At 69.8% G+C, this 24,090-nt stretch carries 24 protein-coding genes; 20 read left to right on the forward strand and 4 right to left on the reverse strand.

Translation table 11 applies throughout. From position 1 onward, the window contains the following. The first annotated feature begins 142 nt into the window (after window positions 1-142). Window positions 143-574, forward strand: a complete 432-nt coding sequence (gene rbfA / locus QM591_RS05215) for a 30S ribosome-binding factor RbfA (RefSeq protein WP_415130301.1) — start codon at window positions 143-145, stop codon at window positions 572-574. A 39-nt stretch (window positions 575-613) separates the two neighbouring features. Here rbfA and QM591_RS05220 read toward each other — a convergent pair whose 3' ends face one another. Next, window positions 614-1,096 carry a flavodoxin family protein gene (locus QM591_RS05220; protein ID WP_415130303.1) on the reverse strand — a complete coding sequence of 161 codons (483 nt, stop codon included), beginning with the start codon at window positions 1,094-1,096 and terminating at the stop codon, window positions 614-616. 69 nt (window positions 1,097-1,165) lie between these two features. Continuing rightward, window positions 1,166-2,032, reverse strand: a complete 867-nt coding sequence (locus QM591_RS05225) for an A/G-specific adenine glycosylase (protein ID WP_415130305.1) — start codon at window positions 2,030-2,032, stop codon at window positions 1,166-1,168. 36 nt (window positions 2,033-2,068) lie between these two features. Here QM591_RS05225 and QM591_RS05230 point away from each other — a divergent pair, with 36 nt between their 5' ends. The 8 genes from QM591_RS05230 (at window position 2,069) to QM591_RS05265 (ending at window position 10,116) form a co-directional block, all read left to right on the forward strand. Then, complete coding sequence (locus QM591_RS05230; RefSeq protein ID WP_415130307.1) at window positions 2,069-2,749, forward strand: uridine kinase; 681 nt, start codon at window positions 2,069-2,071, stop codon at window positions 2,747-2,749. After that, window positions 2,746-3,669, forward strand: a complete 924-nt coding sequence (truB, locus tag QM591_RS05235) for a tRNA pseudouridine(55) synthase TruB (protein ID WP_415130309.1) — start codon at window positions 2,746-2,748, stop codon at window positions 3,667-3,669. The genes QM591_RS05230 and truB overlap by 4 nt, the downstream gene beginning before the upstream one ends. Next, a complete protein-coding gene (locus tag QM591_RS05240; protein ID WP_415130311.1) occupies window positions 3,666-4,034 on the forward strand; it encodes a hypothetical protein in 369 nt (122 codons plus the stop codon). Before truB ends, QM591_RS05240 begins: the two co-directional genes overlap by 4 nt. A gap of 71 nt (window positions 4,035-4,105) precedes the next feature. After that, window positions 4,106-4,552, forward strand: a complete 447-nt coding sequence (locus QM591_RS05245; RefSeq protein ID WP_415130313.1) for a hypothetical protein — start codon at window positions 4,106-4,108, stop codon at window positions 4,550-4,552. Continuing rightward, window positions 4,549-5,508: a bifunctional riboflavin kinase/FAD synthetase gene (locus QM591_RS05250; protein ID WP_415130315.1), complete on the forward strand. Its 960-nt coding sequence runs from the start codon at window positions 4,549-4,551 to the stop codon at window positions 5,506-5,508. The genes QM591_RS05245 and QM591_RS05250 overlap by 4 nt, the downstream gene beginning before the upstream one ends. Before the next feature lie 235 nt (window positions 5,509-5,743). Continuing rightward, a complete protein-coding gene (locus tag QM591_RS05255; protein WP_415130317.1) occupies window positions 5,744-7,915 on the forward strand; it encodes a DEAD/DEAH box helicase in 2,172 nt (723 codons plus the stop codon). A gap of 121 nt (window positions 7,916-8,036) precedes the next feature. Continuing rightward, window positions 8,037-9,065: an ATP-dependent 6-phosphofructokinase gene (locus QM591_RS05260; RefSeq protein WP_415130319.1), complete on the forward strand. Its 1,029-nt coding sequence runs from the start codon at window positions 8,037-8,039 to the stop codon at window positions 9,063-9,065. A 694-nt stretch (window positions 9,066-9,759) separates the two neighbouring features. Continuing rightward, complete coding sequence (locus QM591_RS05265) at window positions 9,760-10,116, forward strand: endonuclease domain-containing protein (RefSeq protein ID WP_415130321.1); 357 nt, start codon at window positions 9,760-9,762, stop codon at window positions 10,114-10,116. A 108-nt stretch (window positions 10,117-10,224) separates the two neighbouring features. Here QM591_RS05265 and QM591_RS05270 read toward each other — a convergent pair whose 3' ends face one another. Continuing rightward, window positions 10,225-12,327 (reverse strand): S9 family peptidase, encoded by a 2,103-nt coding sequence (locus QM591_RS05270; RefSeq protein WP_415130323.1) that lies wholly within the window; start codon window positions 12,325-12,327, stop codon window positions 10,225-10,227. Window positions 12,328-12,499: 172 nt separating this feature from the next. Here QM591_RS05270 and QM591_RS05275 point away from each other — a divergent pair, with 172 nt between their 5' ends. From QM591_RS05275 to QM591_RS05305, 7 genes are all read left to right on the forward strand, one after another. After that, window positions 12,500-13,900 carry an inorganic phosphate transporter gene (locus tag QM591_RS05275; RefSeq protein ID WP_067162933.1) on the forward strand — a complete coding sequence of 467 codons (1,401 nt, stop codon included), beginning with the start codon at window positions 12,500-12,502 and terminating at the stop codon, window positions 13,898-13,900. Further along, window positions 13,897-14,229, forward strand: coding sequence for a peptidase (locus QM591_RS05280; protein WP_415130325.1), 333 nt, complete (start codon window positions 13,897-13,899; stop codon window positions 14,227-14,229). The genes QM591_RS05275 and QM591_RS05280 overlap by 4 nt, the downstream gene beginning before the upstream one ends. Window positions 14,230-14,282: 53 nt before the next feature. Next, on the forward strand, window positions 14,283-15,338 hold the full coding sequence (locus QM591_RS05285) for a phosphodiesterase (RefSeq protein WP_415130327.1): 1,056 nt from the start codon (window positions 14,283-14,285) through the stop codon (window positions 15,336-15,338). A gap of 33 nt (window positions 15,339-15,371) precedes the next feature. After that, window positions 15,372-15,755, forward strand: a complete 384-nt coding sequence (locus QM591_RS05290) for a MerR family transcriptional regulator (protein WP_415130329.1) — start codon at window positions 15,372-15,374, stop codon at window positions 15,753-15,755. Next, window positions 15,752-16,729 (forward strand): aldo/keto reductase, encoded by a 978-nt coding sequence (locus tag QM591_RS05295; protein ID WP_415130331.1) that lies wholly within the window; start codon window positions 15,752-15,754, stop codon window positions 16,727-16,729. The genes QM591_RS05290 and QM591_RS05295 overlap by 4 nt, the downstream gene beginning before the upstream one ends. Window positions 16,730-16,879: 150 nt before the next feature. Next, window positions 16,880-18,343: an aspartate ammonia-lyase gene (locus tag QM591_RS05300; RefSeq protein WP_415130333.1), complete on the forward strand. Its 1,464-nt coding sequence runs from the start codon at window positions 16,880-16,882 to the stop codon at window positions 18,341-18,343. 123 nt (window positions 18,344-18,466) lie between these two features. After that, window positions 18,467-18,895 (forward strand): DUF4190 domain-containing protein, encoded by a 429-nt coding sequence (locus tag QM591_RS05305; RefSeq protein ID WP_415130335.1) that lies wholly within the window; start codon window positions 18,467-18,469, stop codon window positions 18,893-18,895. Between the two features lie 64 nt (window positions 18,896-18,959). Here QM591_RS05305 and QM591_RS05310 read toward each other — a convergent pair whose 3' ends face one another. Then, entirely contained in the window at window positions 18,960-19,832 is an 873-nt protein-coding gene (locus QM591_RS05310; protein ID WP_415130337.1) for a fumarylacetoacetate hydrolase family protein, read from the reverse strand. A gap of 99 nt (window positions 19,833-19,931) precedes the next feature. Here QM591_RS05310 and QM591_RS05315 point away from each other — a divergent pair, with 99 nt between their 5' ends. The 4 genes from QM591_RS05315 (at window position 19,932) to QM591_RS05330 (ending at window position 24,081) form a co-directional block, all read left to right on the forward strand. Next, window positions 19,932-21,104 carry a PrsW family intramembrane metalloprotease gene (locus QM591_RS05315; protein WP_415130339.1) on the forward strand — a complete coding sequence of 391 codons (1,173 nt, stop codon included), beginning with the start codon at window positions 19,932-19,934 and terminating at the stop codon, window positions 21,102-21,104. Between the two features lie 230 nt (window positions 21,105-21,334). Beyond that, window positions 21,335-21,703 carry an FKBP-type peptidyl-prolyl cis-trans isomerase gene (locus tag QM591_RS05320; RefSeq protein WP_415130341.1) on the forward strand — a complete coding sequence of 123 codons (369 nt, stop codon included), beginning with the start codon at window positions 21,335-21,337 and terminating at the stop codon, window positions 21,701-21,703. Window positions 21,704-21,877: 174 nt separating this feature from the next. After that, window positions 21,878-22,447, forward strand: a complete 570-nt coding sequence (locus QM591_RS05325) for a YceI family protein (protein WP_415130343.1) — start codon at window positions 21,878-21,880, stop codon at window positions 22,445-22,447. 134 nt (window positions 22,448-22,581) lie between these two features. Further along, on the forward strand, window positions 22,582-24,081 hold the full coding sequence (locus QM591_RS05330) for a D-alanyl-D-alanine carboxypeptidase family protein (RefSeq protein WP_415130345.1): 1,500 nt from the start codon (window positions 22,582-22,584) through the stop codon (window positions 24,079-24,081). The last annotated feature ends 9 nt before the right edge of the window (window positions 24,082-24,090 follow it).

The raw sequence follows: 24,090 nt of genomic DNA on the forward strand, positions 1-24,090 counted from the left end.
CTCGGATGTCCCTCTTCGGCAAGAGTGGGGCCCCTGCCCCAATTGCCTCAGAGGGACATCCGAGTCCTCCGGCCCCCGCCTCCGCGGGGGTCTCCGGCGCTCCGCCTCGCGGACGCGGGGAGAGTGGAAGAAGGAGAAGGAAATGGCTTCGGAACGTCAGGCCCGACTGGCCGACCGCATTCGCGTGCTCATCGCCGAGCGCCTCGAGAAGGGGCTGCGTGACCCGCGGCTCGGATTCGTGACGATCACCGATGTGCGCGTCACGGGTGACCTGCAGCACGCCTCGGTGTTCTACACGGTGTACGGCTCCGACGAGGAGCGTGCCGACTCCGCCGCTGCTCTGACCGCAGCCACGGGAATGCTCCGCAGCGAGGTCGGCCGCAAGCTCGGAGTGCGGCTGACCCCGACGCTGGAGTTCATCCATGATGCGCTCCCGGAGAACGCCGGCCACATCGAAGACCTGCTCCGCGAGGCACGTGAGCGCGACGCTGCGGTGGCGGGAATCGCGACCGGTGCCAGCTACGCCGGCGACGAGGACCCCTACGTCAAGCCGCGCGAGGCCGACGAGGACTGATCCGCTCCAGGGGCTCGTCGGGGGCCCGCTCGTCGGGGGTCAGCGCGACAGCTCGCGGCCCCACGCGGTCGCCCGGTCGATCTCGCCGGGCTCCAGCGGACCCGTCTTGCCCGTCACGAAGAAGTCCACGTTCTCTGCGGGGACGGTCGCGTGGTGGCGCACGGCTTTCGCTGCCGATGCCGCCGCCGACCCGCCCCAGCGACTGTGTCCCTGCTTCGTGCCGAAGGTCGCGATGCGGGGGACCGGAAGCGGCGTCGGAAGGGAGTCCAGCCACTCGCGGATGCCTGTCGGAGTTCCCACGCCGCCGTCGGTCTTGGCGGCCTCTCGGCTGGCGGGCCGCGACATCGAGAAGGCGTGCGTCGGTCCTCCCACCAGGAGCAGATCGACGTCAGGCAGCGTCGTCGGGGCTTCGGCCACGGGTACGACCTCGGCCGATCCCGTCTCGCGGAGGCCGGCGGCGACCGCCTCGGCCACCTCGAGAGTGTTGCCGAACTGGGACTCGACCACGATGAGGGTTCTCATGCCGCGCAGGTTACGCCGCACCGAGGGGCATCGATGGGTCACGGGCCGGGAGAATCGGCTGAGCGGAGCTCACCGCGGCAGCCGCACCACCCCGTCTTCGATCTCGACCAGGCCGTCGGCCACGAGGGAGTCGATCGCACGATCGCGCTGACCGGCATCGGGCCAGTCCTTCGCGACCTCCTCCACGGGGCAGGCCTCCGGGGCCGCGTCGCGCAGCGTCTTCAGCACCGCGCCGCGGGCCTGACGGTCGCTGCCCTCGTAGCGCGCCTGTTTGCGACGAGTGTCGCCGGTATCGGGGTAGCCCGCGGCGCGCCAGGCGCACGATGCGGCGAGCGGACACCGATCGCAGTGCGGCACTCGTGCGGTGCAGACGACGGCCCCGAGCTCCATGGCTGCCGCGTTGACGACGGCTGCGGCCGCATCGTCGTCGGGGAGGATCGCGCTCATCGCGGCGAGGTCGCTACGGCTGGGCGGGCCGGGCTGTGCACGCCCGTCGACGGCGCGTGCGAGCACCCGCCGCGTGTTCGTGTCGACCACGGGATGTCGGTCACCGTAAGCGAAGACCGCCACCGCCCGCGCCGTGTAGTCGCCGATGCCGGTCAGCGCGAGGAGCGCGTCCACGTCGCGCGGGACCACTCCGCCGTGGCGTGCGGTGATCTCCGCCGCCGCTCGGTGGAGCCACAACGCCCGACGGGGATACCCGAGGTTCGCCCATTGCGTCACCGCCTCTGCCGGCGACGCGGCAGCCAGCGCCGCCGGAGTCGGCCAGCGTCCCAGCCACGCCTCGAGGCGGGGGATGACGCGCGCGACGGGGGTCTGCTGCAGCATGAACTCGCTGACGAGCACGCCCCACGCCCCGAAACCGGGGGCGCGCCAGGGCAGTTCCCGCGCGTGATTGCGGTACCACGCGATCAGCGGCGTCGCGAGGTCGGGCATCCTCTCAGCCTACGTCCCGTCGCCTAGGCTGGTCGGGTGCGCCTGCCCGTCACCCCCGCTGCCACGCTGTGGCGTGCCCTCCGCGACGAAGCCCGCCGGACCTACCCGCGAGGACGCGTGATGATCGCCGTGGACGGCGAAGACGGCGCCGGCAAGACACGCTTCGCCGACAACCTCGCGACCGTGTTCCGCGAGGACGGATCGGCGGTGTTCCGTGCGTCGATGGACGACTTCCACCGCCCGCGCGCCGAACGCTACGCCCGGGGCCGCACCTCTCCCGAGGGCTTCTACCGTGACTCCTACGACGAGGCGACCTTCCGGCGCGTGCTGATCGACCCGTTCCGCTCCGGAGCCACACCCGACGCGGGCTTCCAGCTGGCCGCCTTCGATCTCGTCCGAGACGAGCCTCGCCCGGCCGTGTGGGTCACGGCTCCCCGCGATGCCGTGCTCATCGTCGACGGGATGTTCCTGCACCGGCCGGAGCTGCGCGGCATCTGGCACTGGTCGATCTGGCTCGACGCCCCTCTCGACGTCCGCTATGCCCGCATGGCGGAAAGGGACGGAACCGATCCCGATCCGTCGGCCGAGAGCAACCGCCGCTACCGCGAGGGTCAAGAGCTCTACCTGAAGGACGCCCGCCCGCGCGCCGCCGCGTCCGTGATCGTCGACAACACCGACCCCGCCGCCCCGTCCCGCGTCTACCAGGACTTCTGTTGAGCGTCTCGACGCCGGGAGAGAGGAGCGCGCCCCGCGGCATCGCCCTCGTCGACAAGCCCGGCGGCATGACCAGCCACGACGTCGTCGTCCGCGCGCGCCGCGCGCTCGACATCCGCAAGATCGGCCACGCGGGCACCCTCGATCCCATGGCCACCGGTCTCCTCGTCCTCGGAGTGGGAAGCGCCACGCGTCTGCTCACCTTCATCGTCGGACTCGACAAGACCTACGAGGCGACCATTCGCCTGGGGGTGAGCACCGACTCCGACGACGCCGACGGTGTCGAGACGGCACGTGCCTCCGCCGATGAGGTCGCTGCGGTCACCGAGCAGGCGATCGCGACCGGCGTCGCGACGCTCACCGGGAGGATCTCTCAGGTCCCGAGCCGGGTGTCCGCCATCAAGGTCGGGGGGAAGCGGGCCTACGACCTCGCTCGCGCTGGCCAGGACGTCGAGTTGGCCCCGCGCGAGGTCACCGTCTCGCGGTTCGCCGTCGCCCGCGTCCGTCGCGATGCGGATGCCGGCACGATCGACCTCGACGTGAGCGTCGATTGCTCCAGCGGCACCTACATCCGCGCCCTCGCCCGTGACCTCGGTGCTCACGCCGGAGTCGGCGGGCACCTCACGGCCCTTCGCCGCACGCGGATCGGACCGTTCGAGGTGGCGGGCGCAGCGACCGACGTCACCGCCGACCTGCCGCTCCTCGACGAGGCAGACGTCGCTCGGCGTGTGCTCGGTGCCTTGGAGGTCTCCTCCGACGAGGCGCGAGACCTCCGCCATGGGAAGCGGCTGCTCGGCGCGGCCGAGCGCATCCCCGGCCCGATCAGCGCCGCGATCGATCCGGCGGGCCGATTGGTCGGGATCGTCCAGCGGCGGGGGAGCGACCTCAAGAGCGTCATGAACCTGCCCGAGGAGGCCGGATGATCCTGTGGTTCACGCTCGTCCTGATCGGCGTCGCCGTGGCGGTCGGGCTCGTGTGCGTCGTCGCGGGACTGGCGGGCAGGCGTCCCGGCGACGTCACCGTCGGCGGACTCGCACTGATCCTCCTGCTCCTGATCGCGCAGGTCGTCATGAGCATCATCGCACCGTTCGCTGGCAACCCGGCGACGGGGAGCCCGCTGGAGTTCTGGGTCTACCTGGTCTCGGCGCTTCTCCTGCCTCCCGCCGCCGTCGCATGGGCACTCCTGGAACGCAGCCGATGGAGCACGGTGATCATGGGCATCGCCGCCCTCGCGGTGGCGGTGATGGTGTGGCGCATGCAGGTGATCTGGACCGTGCAACTGGCCTGACGGTCCGTACCTCCGCGCCGTCCGGGCTTGCGACGCCCCTGGCTATGGCGCCCGCCTATCATTGACTGGTCATGTCTTCGTCGCGCCCCCGAATGACCGGAATCGGTCGTGTGCTCGTCGTCGTGTACGCCATCATGGCGCTCGCCGCCACGGGCCGGTCGTTCGTGCAGATCGTGCAGGACTTCTCCGCCGCCCCCGTCGCCTACCTTCTCTCGGCAGCGGCCGCTGTCGTGTACATCCTCGCAACCGTCGCGCTGGTGAAGTCCGGCTCTCGTGCGTGGTACGTCCTGGCCTGGGTGGCGATCTGCTTCGAGCTGGCAGGCGTCGTGGTCGTCGGGACCCTGAGCCTCGTGGTTCCTGAGCTGTTCGCCCACGACGCCACGGTGTGGTCGGGGTTCGGCTACGGCTACTTCTGGGTGCCGCTCGTCCTCCCCGTCCTCGGGCTGTGGTGGCTTGCCCGGGGCGGGCGAGAGACCTCCGCCGAGCCTGTGCTGGTCGAGGAGAGGTCGTCCTGGTGATCGTCTTCCACGATGTCGCAGAGGTCCCCGCCGACTTCGGCCGAACGGTCGTGGCGATCGGCAAGTTCGACGGCGTGCACTCCGGACACCGCGCCGTAGTCGCCCGGGCCCGGATCGAGGCGGCGGGCACCGATGCGCGCGTCGTCGCCGTGACCTTCGACCGCAACCCGCTCAGCTTCCTGAGCCCGGAGCGCTGTCCCGAGCCGCTGTCGAGCCTCGACCAGAAGCTCGACCTGCTCGCGGCCGAAGGCGTCGATGCGACGCTCGTGCTGCGTTTCGACGCGGAGCTGGCCGGTCTCGGCGCGCGGGAGTTCGTCGAGCGTGTGCTCGTGGACGGGCTCCGGGCCGTCACCGTCATGGTGGGCGACGACTTCCGCTTCGGTCGGGGCGGGGAGGGAGATCCGGACTTCCTCGCGCGGATGGGTGCCGAGCACGGCTTCGTCGTCGACGTCGTCGGAGACGTCCAGGGGGCCGGTCGCCGAGTCTCGTCCACCTGGGTGCGCGAATCGCTGCGATCCGGAGACGTCGAAGGCGCCTCCCGGCTCCTGGGCCGGCCCCACACGATGCGCGGACGCGTGGTGCACGGACTCCAGCGCGGACGCGAGCTGGGATACCCGACCGCGAACCTCTCCGCCGACGCCGAGGGCTTCGTTCCCGCCGACGGTGTCTATGCGGGCTGGCTCGTCGACGAGGGCGCGCCGGGGGAGGCGGGGCACGCCGTGACTCGGTACCCGGCTGCCATCTCCGTCGGCACCAACCCCACCTTCGACGACGTCGAGCAGCGACAGGTCGAGGCGTATGTGCTCGACGAGACCGGGCTCGACCTCTACGGGCATCGCGTGCAGGTGCAGTTCACCCAGCGCATCCGCGGCATGGTCGCCTTCGACGGCGTGGACGCGCTCCGGGCGCAGATGGCCGACGACGTGCGACGCACCCGGGTCGCGCTCGGCGTCTGAGGCGGACCGGCGCTTCGCGTCGGTTCCGGTCGCCCTTCCCACGCCGCGGCCGCACAGGCGCTACAATCGTCGAGAGGTTTCGTTCCGCCGTCGCCGCAGCTCGCAGAAGCGAGTACCCGCAGCCGGGGGGATCAGATCCCGCCTCACGACGCGGCATCCCGCCGCAGACCCGACCGCCCGATCGTGGCACGACGGGCATCACCGGCTTCGGCCGGTCTCTACGCTCAGGAGGAGCATGCCGACCACGGCACTTTCCGGAACCTCGACCACCGCCGCCAAAGCAGGTGCGCGCCGTCGTCGGGGGTCTTCGGCCCGTCGAGACGACGAGGCCCCCCTCATCCCGATCCTCGCGCGCAAGGTGCGCGAGGTCGAGGCCAAGGCGCAGCGGGGCAAGCTCGGCCCGACCAACCGCGTCAAGTTCCAGGTGATCGCGTTCCTCGTGCGCGAGGAGCGGGCCCGCGTGAAGGCGGAGGCCGAGATTCCCGCCGCGACGCGTGCCGAGCTGCTCAAACGGCTCGACGGGGTCGCGACGATCCTCGCGAAGACGGCCGCGCGTGACACGTCGCTGATCCAGCTCCTCGAAGTGGACCAGGCCACTTCTCCGGTCGCCCGCCGCATGCGCCGCGACTGGCTCCTGGAGTCGGGGGCAGAGCTCCCCGACGACGAGCTCATCATCACCGACGTCGCGCCGGCGCAGGCACCCGTGGTGCCCGCCGCCCTCGCCGATCGGCAGGTGGTGCCGCCGCAGATCGAGGCGCGCCGCGAGGCCAACCCCTTCCTGGCGCCCGATCTCGCGCTGCGTGCGCCGGCCGAGGCGCCGCGTCGCCGGCTCGACGGCTGGGAGCTCATGGGTCCGCTGTACAAGGCGTTCGAGATGGGCGCCGGGGGCGGGGCCGCCTCGATGGAGCTTCCGCCGGTGCCCGAGTTCGACCGGCTCTCTCCCAAGGGGCTGGAGATCATGGCCCACCAGTCGCGATTCCTGGAGGCGGTGCGGGCCGGACACCGCTCGTTCCTGCTGGCCGACGAGCCGGGTCTCGGGAAGACGGCGGAGTCTGTGCTCGCGGCCTCGGTCGCGGACGCCTACCCGCTCCTGGCCGTCGTCCCCAACGTCGTGAAGATGAACTGGGCGCGCGAGGTGGAGCGATGGACGCCGCAGCGGCGAGCCACCGTCATCCACGGCGACGGCGACACGGTCGATGCGTTCGCCGACGTCTTCATCGTCAACTACGAGGTCCTCGACCGGCACCTCTCCTGGCTCGGCTCGTTGGGACTGCGGGGGATGGTGGTCGACGAGGCGCACTTCATCAAGAACCTCACGTCCCAGCGCTCGCAGAACGTGCTCGCGCTGGCCGGCCGCATCCGCGAGCAGGTCCGTGATCCGCTGATGCTGGCGCTGACCGGTACGCCGCTCATCAACGACGTCGAGGACTTCGACGCGATCTGGCGCTTCCTCGGCTGGACCAACGGCGAGAAGCCCGGTCCGGAGCTCATGGCCAAGCTCGACGCGACCGGCCTCACTCCGGCCGACAAGGCGTTCTATCCCGAGGCGCGCGATGCCGTCATCTCCCTCGGGATCGTGCGTCGCAAGAAGAAGGACGTCGCCGCTGATCTCCCCGACAAGCTCATCGCCGATCTCCCCGTGGAGCTCGACGACGAGTTCGGTCGCTCCATCCGGGCCGCCGAGCAGGAGCTCGGTCAGCGGCTGGCCGCCAAGTACCGCCGGATCATCGAGGCGCGAGGCGACACGGTCGTGCTCGACGACATCGACGAGGACATCGTCCGGCTCGTCGCCCACGGCGAGCTCGAGGAGTCCAAGGCAGCGGGCACGGGTGCCGACAACGTGTTCACGATGGTGCGGAAGATCGGTCAGGCCAAGGCTCTGCTGGCGGCCGACTACGCCGTGCAGCTGCAGCGCTCGGTCGGGAAGGTCGTCTTCTTCGCGAAGCACATCGACGTGATGGACGCCGCCGAGGCGCACTTCGCGGCGGCCGGCCTTCGTACCGTGTCCATCCGGGGCGATCAGTCGACCCCTGCCCGTCAGCAGGCGATCGACGCGTTCAACGGCGATCCCGATGTGGCCATCGCCGTCTGTTCCTTGACCGCCGCGGGAGTCGGGCTCAACATGCAGGCCGCCTCGAACGTCGTCCTGGCAGAGCTGTCGTGGACGGCGGCCGAGCAGACGCAGGCGATCGACCGGGTGCACCGGATCGGCCAGGACGAGCCGGTCACGGCGTGGCGGATCATCGCGGCGCACACGATCGACACGAAGATCGCCGAGCTCATCGACTCCAAGCAGGGCCTCGCGCAGCGCGCCCTCGACGGTGACCAGCTCGATCCGACCTCCAGCGACTCGGTCCAGTTGTCCGCGCTCATGCACCTGCTCCGGCAGGCGTTGGGGGCGTTCTGAGCCTCGCCGTTTATCGACGGCGGGCTCGCTGGCACCACCACGCATCCGGCGATAGGGTCGGTGCGAGGCAATGGTGCCGCTCGGAACACCCGAATCATCGACACACCCGAAGGATCTCCCCATGAAGATCGGCATCCTCACCAGCGGCGGCGACTGCCCCGGTCTGAACGCCGTCATCCGCGGCGTCGTGCTCAAGGGCACGACCAACTACAACATCGAGTTCGTGGGCATCCGCGATGGCTGGCGAGGCGTCGTCGACGGCGACTTCTTCCCGCTCACCCGCCACGAGGTGAAGGGTCTGTCCAAGGTCGGCGGCACGATCCTCGGCACCAGCCGGACCAACCCCTACGAGGGTCCGCGCGGCGGTGCCGAGAACATCGCGAAGACGCTCTACGGGCACCACATCGACGGGATCATCGCGATCGGTGGCGAGGGCACGCTCGCGGCGGCCAACCGCCTGTGGGGCGACGGGATCAACGTCATGGGCGTGCCCAAGACGATCGACAACGACCTGCGCGCGACGGACTACTCGTTCGGCTTCGACACGGCCGTCAACATCGCGACCGACGCGATGGACCGCCTCCGCACCACCGGTGACTCCCACCAGCGCTGCATGGTCGCCGAGGTCATGGGTCGCCATGTCGGGTGGATCGCGCTGCACTCGGGGATCGCGTCCGGCGCCCACGTCATCTGCATCCCGGAGGTGCCGATGTCGCTCGACGACATCGCGGCCCAGGTGCAGAAGGCCCACGATCGTGGACGTGCCCCGCTCGTCGTGGTCTCCGAGGGCTTCAAGCTCATCGGCCAGGACGAGGCGTTCAGCGACAAGGGGCTCGACGCCTTCAACCGCCCCCGCCTCGGTGGTATCGGCGAGGTGCTCGCTCCGGAGATCGAGCGCATCACGGGCATCGAGACCCGCGCCACAGTGCTCGGCCACATCCAGCGAGGCGGATCGCCGTCCGCGTTCGACCGCGTCCTCGCGACCCGTCTCGGCCTCCACGCCGCCGATGCCGTGGTCGAGAGCGCGTGGGGCGAGATGGTCTCGATGAGGGGCACTGACATCGTCCGGGTTCCGTTCGCCGAAGCCCTCGGCGAGCTCAACACCGTGCCGCTGTACCGCTACGAGGAAGCAGCCGCACTCTTCGGCTGAGCGGGACCGGCGCCGCGCAGGCGATCTCCGCTGCACAGGACTCTTCGGTGGAGATCCTCCTGTCCAGGGGAGATCGCCTGCGGTGCGTGTACCCGGCGATTCGCCTCGGCCACGGCGTCGGCTCCTCCCCAGGACGTGTCGGAGGGGCGGTGGAGGCGCGGATCGTGTCCGCGCGGGAGGCAGAAGGCCCTCGGGCGACACTGAGGCATGCGCGCACCCGAGGAGCTTCCGGTCTGGCTGTCCGAGCGCGGGGGCTCCGCGCACGCGGCTGAGGCGCGGGCCGTGGGATTCACCACCCACGGGATCCGGATCGCCCTCGGGCGGGGCGGGGTCGTGCGTGCGCGGAAGAACTGGCTCGTACGGTCGGATGCGCCGCCGTCGGTGAGACTCGCTGCGGACGCGGGAGGGCGCCTCAGGTGCATCAGTGAGGCCGCACGCCGAGGGCTGTGGGTTCCCCCCGACGCGGGTGCGGCGGTGCACGTGGCGGTGGCGCCCACCGCGTCGCGCAATGCAACCGAGGGTGTTCGGCTCCACTGGGCCACCGGGGCCCGCGCCCGTGGCACGGACCACCTCGCGCGACCCCCTGCTGAACGTCCCTTTCTAGGTCGCACGGTGCCTTCCTCTGGGCGACGCGCTCGCGGTGTGGGAGTCGGCGATCCGACGCAGGGACGTCTCCGTCGAGACGCTGAAGGCGGTGAGGTGGCAGAGCGAAGCGGCTCGTCGCCTCGCCGACCGCGTCGGTGACCTGTCCGACTCCGGCTTGGAGACACGCTTCGTGCTCCTCGTCGGCCAGCTCGGGCTGGATGTGCGCCCGCAGGTCGCGATCGACGGGCATCGGGTGGACGTCCTCATCGGCAGGCATCTCGTCGTCCAGCTCGACGGCTTCGCGTTCCATACGTCGTCCGCGCGTCGGGCGGATCTGCGCCAGGATGCGCGGCTGGTGCTCCGCGGGTACACCGTGCTGCGGTTCGACTACGCCCAGGTGTTCTTCGACCCCGAGTATGTTCTCGGGGTCATCGCTGCCGCTGTGGCGCAAGGTCGCGACCGTTGAGGGTGCTCGCGGTATCCGCTGATCAGGCGATATCTGCTGATCAGGCCGTCGGGGCAGGGCGGCTCCTGTGCACCGGAGATCTCCTGCGCAGCCGTGCGGACGGATCGGTCAGTCGGCGACGCCCAGCACATCCAGGAGCCAGGCGAGCTCGAAGGCGCGCTGGTGCCACGCGTTGTACCGCCCGCTCACCCCACCGTGACCGGCGACCATCTCGCACCGCAGGAGGGCGTCGGCGCCGACCTCGCGCAGACGCGCGACCCACTTGGCCGGCTCCACGTACAGCACCCGCGTGTCGTTGAGGGAGGTGGTCGCGAGGATCCGGGGGTAGGAGACCCCGTCGCGGACGTTCTCGTAGGGCGTGTACGACTTCATGTAGGCGTAGACCTCGGCGTCGTGCAACGGGTCTCCCCACTCGTCCCACTCGATCACGGTGAGGGGGAGGGACGGATCGAGGATCGTCGTCAGTACGTCGACGAAGGGCACGTCGGCGAGCACGCCCGCGAACAGCTCGGGGGCGAGGTTGGCCACCGCGCCCATCAGGAGACCGCCGGCCGAGCCGCCTTCAGCGACCAGGCGGTCCGGCGTGGTCCATCCGCCGTCGACGAGGTGACGGGCGCACGCGACGAAGTCGGTGAAGGTGTTGCGCTTGTGGAGAAGCTTGCCGTCCTCGTACCACTGCCGGCCGAGCTCGCCCCCGCCGCGCACGTGGGCGACGGCGAAGACCACGCCGCGATCCAGTTCCGAGAGTCGGGCGACCGAGAAGCCCGGCTCGATCGAGTGTTCATACGAGCCGTAGCCGTAGAGGTGGACGGGGCGCGGCGAATCACCCGGGGCGCCGAACGACCGCTTCCAGACGAGCGAGAGCGGGATGCGGGTGCCGTCGTCGGCGGTCGCCCAGATGCGCTCCTGGCCGTAGTCGGCGGGGTCGTAGCCTCCGAGCACGGGCTGCTGCTTGCGCAGCAGCAGCTCGCCGGTGGCCACGACGTAGTCGTAGACGGTTCCGGGGGTCGTGAACGAGCCGTAGCCGATCCGCAGGAGCGGGGGCGCCCACTCGGGGTTGCCCGCGGTACCGACGGTGTACAGCGGCTCGTCGAAGGTGATCTCCGAGACGGCCGCGCTCGCGTAGTCGAGCACGCCGAGCCGAGGGAGGCCGTCGCGGCGGTAGGACACGACACCCCAGTCGCGGAACGCCGCGACATCCAGCAGACGGCGACCCGGAACATGGGGGAGGACGATCCGACGCGCACCGGAGGGGTCGGCCACCGGCACCTGCACGAGCTCGAAGTCGAGTGCGCCGTCGTTGTGCAGCACGTAGAGGACGTCTTCGCCGTCGACGATCGCGTGCGTCGAGGAGTACTCCACGCCCTCCTGACGCGGCCAGACCACGCGCGGTTCCGCCCGCAGATCGTCGGCGGGCACCAGGAACTCCTCCGAGGTGATGGAAGACCCCACCTCGATCATGAGGTAGCGGTCACTCCGTGTGAACCCGGCACCGACCCAGTAGCGCTCGTCGGGCTCATGGAACAGGCGCGCGTCGTCGTCGGCGGAGGTGCCGATCTCGTGCAGCCAGACCGTGTCGGGGCGCCACGCGTCGTCGACCGTCGTGTAGACGACGAACCGGCCATCGGGGGAGAACGAGGCGCCGGCCGACGTATTGGTCACGACGTCGTCGAGGTCCGTCCCGGACGCCAGATCCCGGATCCGCAGGGTGTAGCGCTCGTCGCCTTCGACATCCACGCCGTAGAGCAGGAGGCGGCCGTCGGTGGAGACTTCGAGGCTGCCGAGGGAGAAGAACTCGTGCCCGTCCGCTTCGACGTTGCCGTCGAGGAGAACCTCCTCGCCCACGATGGGGACGTCGGCGGCGAGCTCCGGAGGCGTCCAGTCATCGGGAGAGGAGAGGGGCGCCCGGCAATGGATGCCGTACTGCTTGCCCTCCACGGTGCGCCCGTAGTACCACCAGTCGCCACGGCGCGCCGGCACCGACAGGTCGGTCTCGAGCGTGCGGCCCTTGATCTCGTCGAAGATGCGGGAACGCAGTCCCGCCAGGTGAGCCGTGCGCGCCTCGGTGTAGGCGTTCTCGGCCTCCAGGTGAGCGATGACGTCGGCGTCGTCCTTCGCGCGGAGCCACTCGTACGGATCGACGACATCGTCGCCGTGGTGGCTGCGGGTGGTCGATCGGGTGGGGGCGACGGGAGGCTGCGCGGTGCTCACCGTCCCACGCTAACGGAACGGAATTCACCGGTCGCCCGTGTTCTGAGATCGCGGGCGAATGTGCGAGGATTTTCCTCGTCCGGTTGCCGGAACCTGAACCCACGGTGAACTCTTCGTTCGCTGCCGCCGACAGTGGTCGGCCCACCCCACTCCTCCTGACGGAAAGCGAACTGTGGAAGCCGCAGTCTTCATCGTCGTGCTGGTGATCGCGCTGGCACTCTTCTTCGACTTCACCAACGGATTCCACGACACGGCGAACGCCATGGCGACCCCGATCGCCACCGGCGCTCTCAAGCCCAAGGTCGCCGTGCTCCTGGCCGCCGGCCTCAACCTCGTGGGGGCGTTCCTGTCCACCGAGGTGTCCAAGACCATCTCCCACGGGATGATCCGAGAGGACGGGATCGACGCGTCGACCTTCCTCCCGATCATCTTCGCCGGCCTCATCGGCGCCATCACGTGGAACATGCTCACCTGGCTCCTGGGTCTTCCCTCCAGCTCCTCCCACGCGCTGTTCGGCGGGCTGATCGGCGCGACCCTGGTCGGAACGATGAGCGCTGCGGCGATCGACTTCGGCGTCGTTCTGAGCAAGGTCGTGCTGCCGGCTCTCATCGCCCCCTTCACGGCGGGCGTGATCGCGTTCGTCGTCACGAAGATCGCCTACGCCGTGACGCGCCGCTACGACAACAAGCCCGACGGGCGTGACGGCTTCCGGTGGGGGCAGATCTTCACGTCCTCCCTCGTGGCGCTCGCGCACGGCACCAACGATGCCCAGAAGACGATGGGCGTCATCACGCTGGCGCTGATCACGGCGGGAATGCAGGACCGCGAGCACGCCGATCCGCAGTTCTGGGTCATCTTCGCCTGTGCCTTCACGATCGCCCTCGGCACCTACATGGGCGGTTGGCGCATCATCCGTACCCTCGGCAAGGGCCTCACCGACGTCAAGCCGGCGCAGGGCTTCTCGGCCGAGTCGTCGACCGCGTCGACGATCCTCGCCTCCAGCTTCTTCGGCTTCGCCCTGTCGACGACGCAGGTCGCGTCGGGGTCGGTGATCGGATCGGGCCTCGGCCGTCGCGGCTCGAAGGTGCGCTGGGGCACGGTCGGACGCATCGCGGTCGGCTGGGTGCTGACCCTTCCTGCGGCCGGAGCCGTCGGAGCGGCCGCGGCCCTCATCGTCGTGTGGCTCGGCGACATCTGGGGCGTCACGGTAGGCGCGTTGATCGCGCTCGTGATCATCCTGGCGATCTTCGCCCGTTCGCGACGCAACGCGGTTCACGCCGGGAACGCGATGAGCGAGGTCGCCGACTCCGGCCACGCCGTGAAGGTCAAGCGCAACCCGCCGCCCACGCGTCGCCAGCGCGCCATCCTGCGTGAGCAGGCGCGGCAGAAGGCGGAAGAGGAAGCCCGGCAGAAGGCCGAGCGGAAGGCGAAGGCGAAGGCCGACGCGAAAAAGGCAGCGGGCGAGAAGAAGAAGGCCGCCGACGACAAGCGCGCCGCCGAGAAGGCCCGCGCCGCCGCGTCGAAGAGTCAGGCACCCGAGAAGGGCTCGCACGGCAAGGGGGGCAAGAAGTGATCGTCCACATCGACTGGGCCGCGTTCCTCGCGGTCTTCGCCGCCGCGCTCGTGGGTGCCTCGCTCGTCGTGGGCTTCTACGCGATCGGTCTCCGACTGCTCGTGCGTGCCGGGCGTGCACCGGTGGTCGCGCCCGCCGAGTTCACGGACGCCATCACCGTCATCACCGAGAAGGAAGCCCGCCGCGCCGCGAAGGCGGCCGTCAAGGCGGCGAAGAAGAGTCCGCTCACCGACGGGCAGAAGCGCGTCGCGCTGGTGGGTGCGTACGCGTCCTTCGGTGTCTCCGCGCTCGCGGTGCTGGGCGGTCTCCTCCTGCTGGTGCTGCACTGATCGGAAAGCGTCGGCGCCCCGCGACTGTCCCGGGCGGCTTCTAGGCTGGGAGCATGGACGGCACTGCTGACGACACCGCGCGACGCGACGCGGCACCGACCGGGGCCGCGCGGAGCGGATCACAGCCCGTCTCGCAGAGCGGCTCCCGACCCGCCTCGCGGAGCGGCTCCCAACCCGCCTCGCGGAGCGGCTCCCAACCCGAGGTGCAGTTCGGTCGCCATCCCCGAGCGGCCAAGACGCTCATCCATCTCAGCGACACGCATCTGCTCGCGGGCAACCCTCCCCTCGGAGGCCGGTACGACACGGCGGCGAACCTGGACGCGACGCTCGCCGCGATCGAGCGGACCGGGGTCCGCCCCGACGCCCTCGTCTTCACGGGCGATCTGACCGACTTGGGGGAGGCGGAGGCCTACCGCGACCTCCGTCGTCGAGTGGAGCCCTTCGCCGCACGCCTGGGTGCCCCGGTCGTCTGGGTGGCGGGCAACCACGACGAGCGACCGGCTCTGCGGTCCGCTCTCCTGGGCAAGGAGGCCTCCGACGCCCCGGTCACCGGCGTGTGGGACCTCGACGGTCTCCGTCTCATCGCGCTCGACACGTCCGTGCCCGGCTGGCACCACGGCGACCTCGATGACGCGCAGCTCACGTGGCTGCGCGATGTGCTGGCCGATCCGGCTCCGCAGGGCACGCTCATCGCCCTCCACCACCCGCCGCTGCCCTCCCACATCCCGTTCTTCGACATCCTCGAGCTTCGCCGGCAGGACGAGCTCGCCGCCGTGCTGCGGGGTTCCGACGTGCGGGGGATCCTGGCCGGCCACCTGCATTACTCCACCAGCGGGACGTTTGCGGGGATTCCGGTCAGCGTCGCGGCCGCGACCTGTTACACGATGAACCTGCAGCGACCTCCCGCGTCGGTCAACGGCATGGACGCCGGCCAGTCCTTCCACCTGGTGCACGTGTATGACGACGTGATCACCCACGCGGTGGTGCCGGTGCTGGCAGCCGAGACCGCCGAGCACTTCTCTGCGGAGTGGGTCGCGAAGATGGCCGAGCTGACACCCGAGGAACGGCTGGCAGCCTTCTCCCGAAAGGCGCCGCGTCCCTCCGCTTGACTTCGAGTGCGCTCTAAGTTCTAGCGTGAGGACATGACGTTCCTCCACGAAGGACTCTCGATTTCGGACGCCGCTGCGGCGACCGGGTTGTCGACTCACACGTTGCGCTACTACGAGCGTGCCGGGCTCATGCTGACGCCTGTCGACCGGGCATCCTCGACACACCGCAGATACAGCCCGGCGGATGTCACGTGGGTGCAGTTCCTCACCCGGCTCCGCTCCACGGGCATGCCGATCTCCACGATCCGCCTCTACACCCAGCTGGTGCGGGCGGGGGAGTCGTCGGTGGAGGAGCGTCTCGACCTGCTGCTACGACATCGCACGGCGGTGCTTGCGCAGCTCGAGGAGATCACGGCGAGCCTCGCCGCCATCGACCACAAGATCGCCGTCTATCGGCAGAAGGAGACACGCGAATGAAGACCATCCACCTCGGTGCCGCAGGCCCCCGCATCGGCCGACTGGGTCTCGGCCTCATGGGCATCAGCGCGTTCTACGCGGGGGCGCGCGAAGACGACGAAGGCGGCGTGCGCACGATCCATCGGGCCCTGGACCTGGGCGTGAACTTCCTCGACACGGCGGAGATCTACGGTCCGTACGTGAACGAGGAGCTGCTCGGACGCGCGCTCGCCGGGCGGCGCAGCGAGGCGATCGTCGCCACGAAGTTCGGCACGATCCGGCACACCGACGGCGATCGACCGGGGCTCGACGGCTCTGCGGCCAACGTGAGACTGTCCGTGGAGGGGTCGTTGCGGCGCCTGGGCACCGACTACATCGACCTCTACTATCAGCACCGCATGGACCCGGACACGCCCATCGAGGAGACCGCGGCGGCGCTCGCCGAGCTCGTGCAGGAGGGGAAGATCCGCGGATACGGACTGTCGGAGGCGGGGGTCGAGACGATCCGTCGAGCGCACGCGGTGCATCCGGTCACGGCGGTGCAGACCGAGTACTCGCTGTGGAGCCGCGATCCGGAGGCGGAACTGCTCCCCGTCCTGCGCGAGCTCGGGATCGGCTTCGTCCCCTACTCGCCTCTCGGCCGCGGTTTCCTCACGGGTGCCATCCGGTCGGTCGACCACCTGCCCGACGGCGACTTCCGCAAGACGAACCCCCGCTTCGTCGAAGGCGCCCTCGAACAGAACCTCCGGATCGTCGAGGCGGTCGAGGAGGTCGCTGCGGAGGCCGAGGCGACTCCGGCCCAGGTCGCCTTGGCGTGGCTTCTCGCCCAGGGTGACGACATCGCTCCGATTCCGGGCACCCGGCACGTGCAGCGACTCGAGGAGAATGTGGGCGCCGACGCGCTCGCGCTGACGGAGGCGCAACTCGGCCGCCTCGGGGCCCTCGACGCCCCCGTCGGTGACCGCTACTCGGACATGACGCCTCTCGGACGCTGAGTCCGGCGGTGCGGCGCCGCCACGCGCATACCGCCGCGACGTACAGAGGGCGAGGCGACGATGTACACGCAGTACATCGTCGCCCCCGCCAGAGCGGGCTAGGCTCGGAGGGATTCCGCCACCCTTCGAGACCCACAAGGACTCCTACCCATGGCTCAGGACGCAATGACGCGCACCCGCACCGAGACCGACTCCCTGGGATCGCTGGAGATCCCCGCCGACGCGTATTGGGGGATCCACACCGCCCGAGCGCTCGAGAACTTCCCGATCTCGCAGCGTCCCATCTCCGTCTACAAAGATCTCGTCACGGCGCTCGCGATGGTCAAGCAGGCCTCCGCTCGCGCGAACCGAGAGATCGGCGTCCTCGACGACGAGCGTGCGGACCTCATCGATCGCGCCGCCGGGCGGGTGATCGATGGGGAGTTCCACGATCAGTTCGTCGTCGGGGTGATCCAGGGCGGTGCGGGAACCTCGACGAACATGAACGCGAACGAGGTCATCACCAACATCGCGCTCGAGATGGCGGGGCGCGAGAAGGGCGACTACGCGTTCCTGTCTCCCATCGACCACACCAACCGCAGCCAGTCGACCAACGACGTCTACCCGACGGCCGTGAAGATCGGTCTGAGCCTCGACCTCAAGACGCTTCTGGAAGAGCTCGACCTCCTGCGGCAATCGTTCCTGGCCAAGGCCGTGGAGTTCCACGACGTACTCAAGATCGGCCGTACCCAGCTCCAGGACGCCGTTCCCATGACGCTCGGGCAGGAGTTCCACGGTTTCGCCACGACGCTCGGTTACGACCACCAGCGCCTCACCGAGAACGCCTACCTCCTCTACGAGATCAACATGGGTGCCACCGCGATCGGAACGGGGATCACGACGCACCCCGGATACTCCGCCGCGGTGCTCCGGCATCTGCGCGAGATCACCGACCTGGACCTGGCGACGGCGGCAGACCTCGTCGAAGCCACGAGCGACACCGGATCGTTCATGTCCTTCTCGTCCTCGCTCAAGCGCAACGCGATCAAGCTGTCGAAGATCTGCAACGACCTCCGCCTGCTCTCCTCGGGCCCCCAGGCGGGCCTCGGCGAGATCAACCTGCCCGCCCAGCAAGCCGGGTCGAGCATCATGCCGGGCAAGGTCAACCCGGTCATCCCCGAGGTGGTCAACCAGGTGGCCTTCGCCGTCGCCGGCGCCGACCTCACCGTCACGATGGCCGTCGAGGGCGGCCAGCTCCAGCTGAACGCCTTCGAACCGGTGATCGCCCACTCGATCTTCCAGTCGATCACGTGGATGCGGCGCGGCATGCGCACCCTCCGACTCAACTGCGTCGACGGCATCACCGCCAACCGCGACCGGCTGGGCGCGATGGTGGGGTCGTCGGTGGGAGTCGTGACCGCCCTCACGCCGTTCATCGGCTACGCGGCCTCGGCAGCGCTGGCCAAGACCGCGCTCCTGACCCACCGAAACGTCGGCGATCTCGTGGTCGAGGCGGGACTCATGACGCGCGAAGAGGTCGACAAGCAGTTGTCGCCGGCCCGCCTGTCGGGCTTGGAAGCGATCACGCAGGCGATTCCGATCGTCCAGGCCGCGGAGAACGTCGTCGAGGGCTGAGAGCGCGACAGGGATGACCGCCCCGCCGCTCGCTCCGTGCGCGGGCTCCCCTTTGCGCGTGGGTTTCCAATGGCGCTAACGTCATCGTTGCCGGTCGACCGGCACGACCCCGGAGGAGAACCGATGACCGATCCCCAGAATCCGCAGCAGCCGCAGACCCCGCCCGCGTACAACCCGCCGCCCGCGGCACCCGCGTACAACGCGCCGCCTGCCGCGCCCGCCTACAACGCCGGCGGGTACCCGGGGCCGGATGCGCCGGTTCCCGGCAAGACCCTCGGCATCGTGGCCCTCGTAGTCGTCTTCTTCGCGTCGGTCATCGGGCTGATCCTCGGCTATGTGGCACGTTCGCAGAGCAAGACCGCGGGCGTCGAGAACACCCCGGCGAAGGTCGCGATCATCCTCGGCTGGATCTTCACGGCCCTCTACATCATCGGTTTTATCATCGTCGGCATCCTCATCGCGATGGGTGTCGGTATCTGGCAGAACGCGTGCGCCGATCTCGGCTCGGGCGTCTGGGAGCTCACCGACGGCACCACCGTCACCTGCCCCTGAGGCCATCTGCACGAAACGCCGGGCCCACGGGTCCGGCGTTTCGTCGTATGAGCCGGTGGCCCGGTCAGCCGACGATGCGGCAGTGAGTCGTCAGCGCCCCGATGCCGTCGATCCCGACCGTCACGGTCGAGCGGTCGCGGAGGAAGATCTGCGGATCCCGCGAGTACCCGGCACCGCCGGGGCTGCCGGTCGAGATGAGGGTTCCGGGCAGGAGCGTCGCCGACTGTGACAGATGCGACACGAGCGTGGCCACGGATCGGATCATCTGACCCGTCGTGGCGTCCTGCACCGTCTGCCCGTCGACGATCGCCCAGATGTGGAGGTCCTGCGGGTCGTCGATCTCGTCGGCGGTGACCACGACCGGACCGGTGGGGGTGAAGCCGTCGAACGACTTGCACCGCGACCACTGCGCTTCCGAGAACTGGATGTCCCGCGCGGTGATGTCGTTGACCACGGTGTAGCCCCACACATGGTCCAGCGCTTCCGCCTCCGAGACGTCCTTGGCGGGACGCCCGATCAGCACGCCGAGCTCTGCCTCGTAGTCCACGGACTCGCTCAGCGTGCGAGGCCAGGTCGTCGTGGCATCGTGCCCGGTCAGGGAGCCGGGCCACAGGACGAAGACCGTGGGGGCCTTGTCGGCCTTCAACCCGAGTTCGCTCGAGTGTGCGGCGTAGTTCAGTCCGACGGCCAGGACGACCGGAGGGCGGCTGACGGCGGAGGCCCAGCCCACCTCGGCGAGAGGAGTGCCGTGCGTCGCGGTCGCCGCTGCCGACGCGTCGCGCACCCGAGCCAGCAGCGCATCTCCGCCGTCGATGAGGGACTGGAGGTCATCGGGGGCGCCGTCGAACAGCCCGGCCACGGGGAGGACGTCGTCGTCGCGCACGATGGCCAGGTGGGGAGCGTCGGACGCGGCCGAGGTCACGTGGGCGAAGCGCATCAGTCCAGGCTAGCCGGTGCGGCGCGGATCGCTGCGGATCGCGGTGTCGTCGGCCGTCCGGGCCGTGCGACGCGGGGCGCCACGCCTAGGCTGAGCCCCATGGCCTTTCCGTCCCCGCTGGCCCAGCCGCCTCATGCCGCGCCCGCGCCCGTCCCCGCCGCGGCGCCCCATCTGGCGGTGCAGCCCCCCGCGCCATCGCGTCGAGGACGCTCCGCGCCGCTCTGGCTGTTCGCGATCGTCGTGGTCGCCGCCCTGGGGCTCGCGGCCTACCTGCTGACGTTCCTCGGCGTGGCGGCCTCGGTGGTCGCGATGGTGCTCGCCCTCCTTCCCCTGACGGGAGTGCTGTTCGCCGTCCACCTCGTCGACCGATGGGAGCCCGAGCCCCGCAGCCTCAAGATCGCGGCCGTCGCCTGGGGTGCGGTGATCGCGGTCGGGCTCGCCCTCCTGGTCGACCTCCTCGTGGCGCCCGTTCTCGGAGTCATCGACCCCGCGCGTGCCGATGCGCTGTCGGCCGTCATCCAGGCGCCCATCGTGGAGGAGGTGGCCAAGGGGCTGGGGGTCTTCGCGATCTTCCTCTTCGGACGTCGCGCCTTCGACGGTCCCGTCGACGGCGTGGTCTACGGAGCCCTCGTGGGGGCGGGTTTCGCATTCACCGAGAACATCCTGTACTTCGCGACGAGCCTCCTCGAAGGGGGAGTGGGGGCGACCACGACGACGTTCGCCCTGCGAGGGATCCTCTCGCCGTTCGCTCACGTCATGTTCACGTCGGTCACCGGATACGCCCTGGGGCTGGCGGCGCGCGCGGGCGCGCGTCCGGGCGCGGCCCTCGGTCCGTGGATCGCGGGAATGGTCGGCGGCATCGTTCTCCACGGGCTGTGGAACGGCTCCGCGGTCTTCGCGGACTTCTTCGCGTTGTACGTGACGCTCCAAGTTCCGCTGTTCATCGGATTCGTCATCGGGGTCCTCCTGCTTCGTCGGGAGGAGTCGCGGCTGACCTGGGAGCGGCTGGATGACTATGTCGTCGCCGGCTGGTTCAGCCCCGCAGAGCGCGACATGCTCGCCACCGCTCGCGGACGCCGGGCGGCGGTTGCCTGGGCGCGCACGCTGCCGGGCGACCGCTCCGCCCGCATGAAGGCGTTCATCCGGGAGTCGACGTCGTTGGCCGCAGCGCGCCAACGGGCGATCACGGGACGAGACGCGCGTGCGATCGACGACGAGCGGATCTTCCTCGCCCGTGCGGTTTCCGCCCGCGCGGCTCTCCTCGGGCCCTGACAGCAGACGGCGCGACACCGCTCGCTCGTGCGCGGGCGCGGCGGAGCCGGAGGGATCCGGATGCCGGAAAGACTCGGCAAGACGGACTCAGCGCCCGGTGCCGCGGCGATGCCTGCGTGACTCCCGGGCGCTGAGTTGGCCTACGGTCATTGTCCCGGCGCGCCGTCGAGCCTGTCAAGAGGGGCCGTGCCGCCGTCCTCCCGCTCTCCTGGGCGTGCTTGGATAGGGGAATGACTGACGACCGCACCAAGCCCGAGTTCGACGCCCCTTCCGGCCCCGCGCCGTCGGAGCTCGTCATCCGCGACATCATCGTCGGAGACGGCCCGGAAGCCGCCCCGGGCGACACCGTCACCGTCCACTACGCGGGGGTCGAGTACGACTCCGGCGAAGAGTTCGACTCCTCGTGGGGCCGAGGCGAGAGCATCCAGTTCCCCCTCCGCGGTCTCATCCAGGGCTGGCAGGACGGGATTCCGGGGATGAAGGTCGGCGGTCGGCGTGAACTCGTCATCCCGCCCCACCTCGCCTACGGCCCTGCCGGCGGGCACTTCCTCGGTGGCAAGACCCTGATCTTCATCATCGACCTGTTGGCCGTCGGCTGACGATGATCGTCGAGGAGGGGGTGGTGCGCGCAGCGCCACCCCCTCCTCGCATCGGCGTCGACGGGATGAACCGCATCCGACAGTCGTTCCGAGTTTTTTTGCATGCGCGGGAATAGATCTCCTCGGCCCGCGTTTCATCCCGCACACGACCTCCGTCACGAAGGGCAATGACCAATGACCGAATCCACTGCTTCCGCCACCATCGACGTCCCCGGCTACAAGGCTGGTACGTGGGTGCTCGACCCCTCCCACAGCGAGGTGTCCTTCAGCGTCCGCCACATGATGATCTCCAAGGTGCGGGGCACGTTCGCCGTCAAGAGCGCCACGATCATCGCTCCGGAGAACCCCCTCGAGGCCCGTGTCGAGGCCTCGGTCGATGTGGCCTCGATCGACACCAAGGACGAAGGGCGTGACAACCACCTGCGCTCCGCCGACTTCTTCGACGTGGAGACCTACCCCACGCTCGACTTCGTCTCGACCCGTGTCCGCTACGAGGGCGGCGACTTCCTCGTCGACGGCGACCTGACCATCCGCGGCGTCACCAAGCCCGTCACGTTCGAGCTGGAGTTCGGCGGCTTCGGCACCGACCCGTGGGGCAACTACAAGGCTGGCGCGACCGCCAAGACGGTCATCAACCGTGAGGACTTCGGTCTCACGTGGAACGCTGCTCTCGAGACCGGTGGGGTGCTCGTCGGCAAGGACGTGACGATCACGCTCGACCTTCAGGGATCGCTCCAGGCCTGACAGAGGCGCTGCTCTCGGCGTCCTCACGGGGTGGGTGGCTTCGGCCTCCCACCCCGTCGCCGTATCGCCCCGTCCCGGCCCCGTGTAGTCTTTCCGCGACCACAGGGCGTACCCGAGCGCCCGGGAAGCGACACATGGCCCGCTCCTCCGTTCTGCGTACGCTGGCGATCACCACGGCGATGATCGTCGCGCTCGCCGTCGTCCCCCAGACCGCCGTGGCGGAGGACGGTGCGCCCGCGCCGTCGCCGACCGTCAGCCCGACAGCCACGCCGACGCCGACGCCGACGGCTCCTGCGCGAAGCGTGTACGGCTACTTCACGCTGCCGTGGATGGCCGGGACGGTCTACCAGTCGTGGACCGACGGCACGGTGCGCTCCCTCAGCAGGGCTCAGTGGCAGAAGACCGGTGCGTCGTCGCGGGTCGCGCCCATCCGCTATGTGAAGGCGGCGTGGTCGCCGTCCCGGTACGCGCTCGTGACCTTTCCTCACCGTGCTGACGACCGGGCGGTCGATCGTGTCGTGACCCTCACGTCCTCGCAGTACACGAGCGCAGGCAAGCCGCGCGTGACCACCGTCGCGGAGGTGCCGACCTCGACGTACTTCCGCTACGCATCCAGCGGCACCGATCGCTACGTCCGCACGCCCGACGGCCGGGGGCACAAGCTCACCGCGCGTGAGTACGCCGCTGCCGGCAAGCCCTCGGCGAAGACCGTCTACGGCGGGTACTACCGGCTGAAGTGGAGCAAGAGCGTGTCCTTCGTGGCCGCCGACGGCTCCCGACGGGCGCTGTCGAGCGCGCAGTACAAGAACGCGGGTTCTCCGAGGGTCGCGGTGGCTCCCACCGTGTACGTCAAGACGACGTGGTCGGGCCCCTACGCCCTCGTCACCTGGCCCCACAAGAAGAACGACTCGGCCGTCGATCAGGTGGTCCGCTTGTCGGCGGCGCAGTACAAAGCCGCCGGCTCGCCCCGCCTCGCGGTGAGGCCGAGGATCCCCGGCGACTCGTTCGTCCGCCTCGACGTCGGCCGGCAGATCTTCCATCGGTTCCGCGGCCACCTCACTCCGGTCACCGCGACGCAATGGCGCGCGGCCGGCTCACCCCGCGTGACCACCGTCGCGCCGGCCAAGCCCACCTACATCCGCGGCATCCTCATCGTCAACAAGTCGCTGCCCCTGCCGTCGACATTCGGCAACGGGCTGCGTCCGGAGCTCACTTCCGCTTTCGCGAAGATGAAGGCAGCGGCCCGCAAGGCTGGAGTGCCGCTGCGGATCATCTCGGGCTTCCGGTCCTATGCGTCGCAGAAGTCGGTCTACGCCGCCAAAGTCCGTCAGTACGGCTTCGCCACCGCACAGCTGCGATCCGCGCGCCCCGGCCACAGCGAGCACCAGACGGGTCTCGCGATCGACGTCAACTCGATCTCGCAGTCGTGGGGCGACACCGCGGCGGGGAAGTGGGTCGCGCGCAATGCCCACACCTACGGCTTCATCGTCCGCTACCCGCGCGGGAAGACCGGCGTCACGGGATACGCGTACGAGCCGTGGCATCTGCGCTACGTCGGTGTGGAGGTGGCGTCGCACCTTCACGCCAAGAAGCTGACCCTCGAGGAGTACCTCGGCGTGCCGTCCGCCTACTGACCTCGATGG

The organism is Microbacterium sp., assembly GCF_047607225.1.
Lineage (GTDB): Bacteria > Actinomycetota > Actinomycetes > Actinomycetales > Microbacteriaceae > Microbacterium.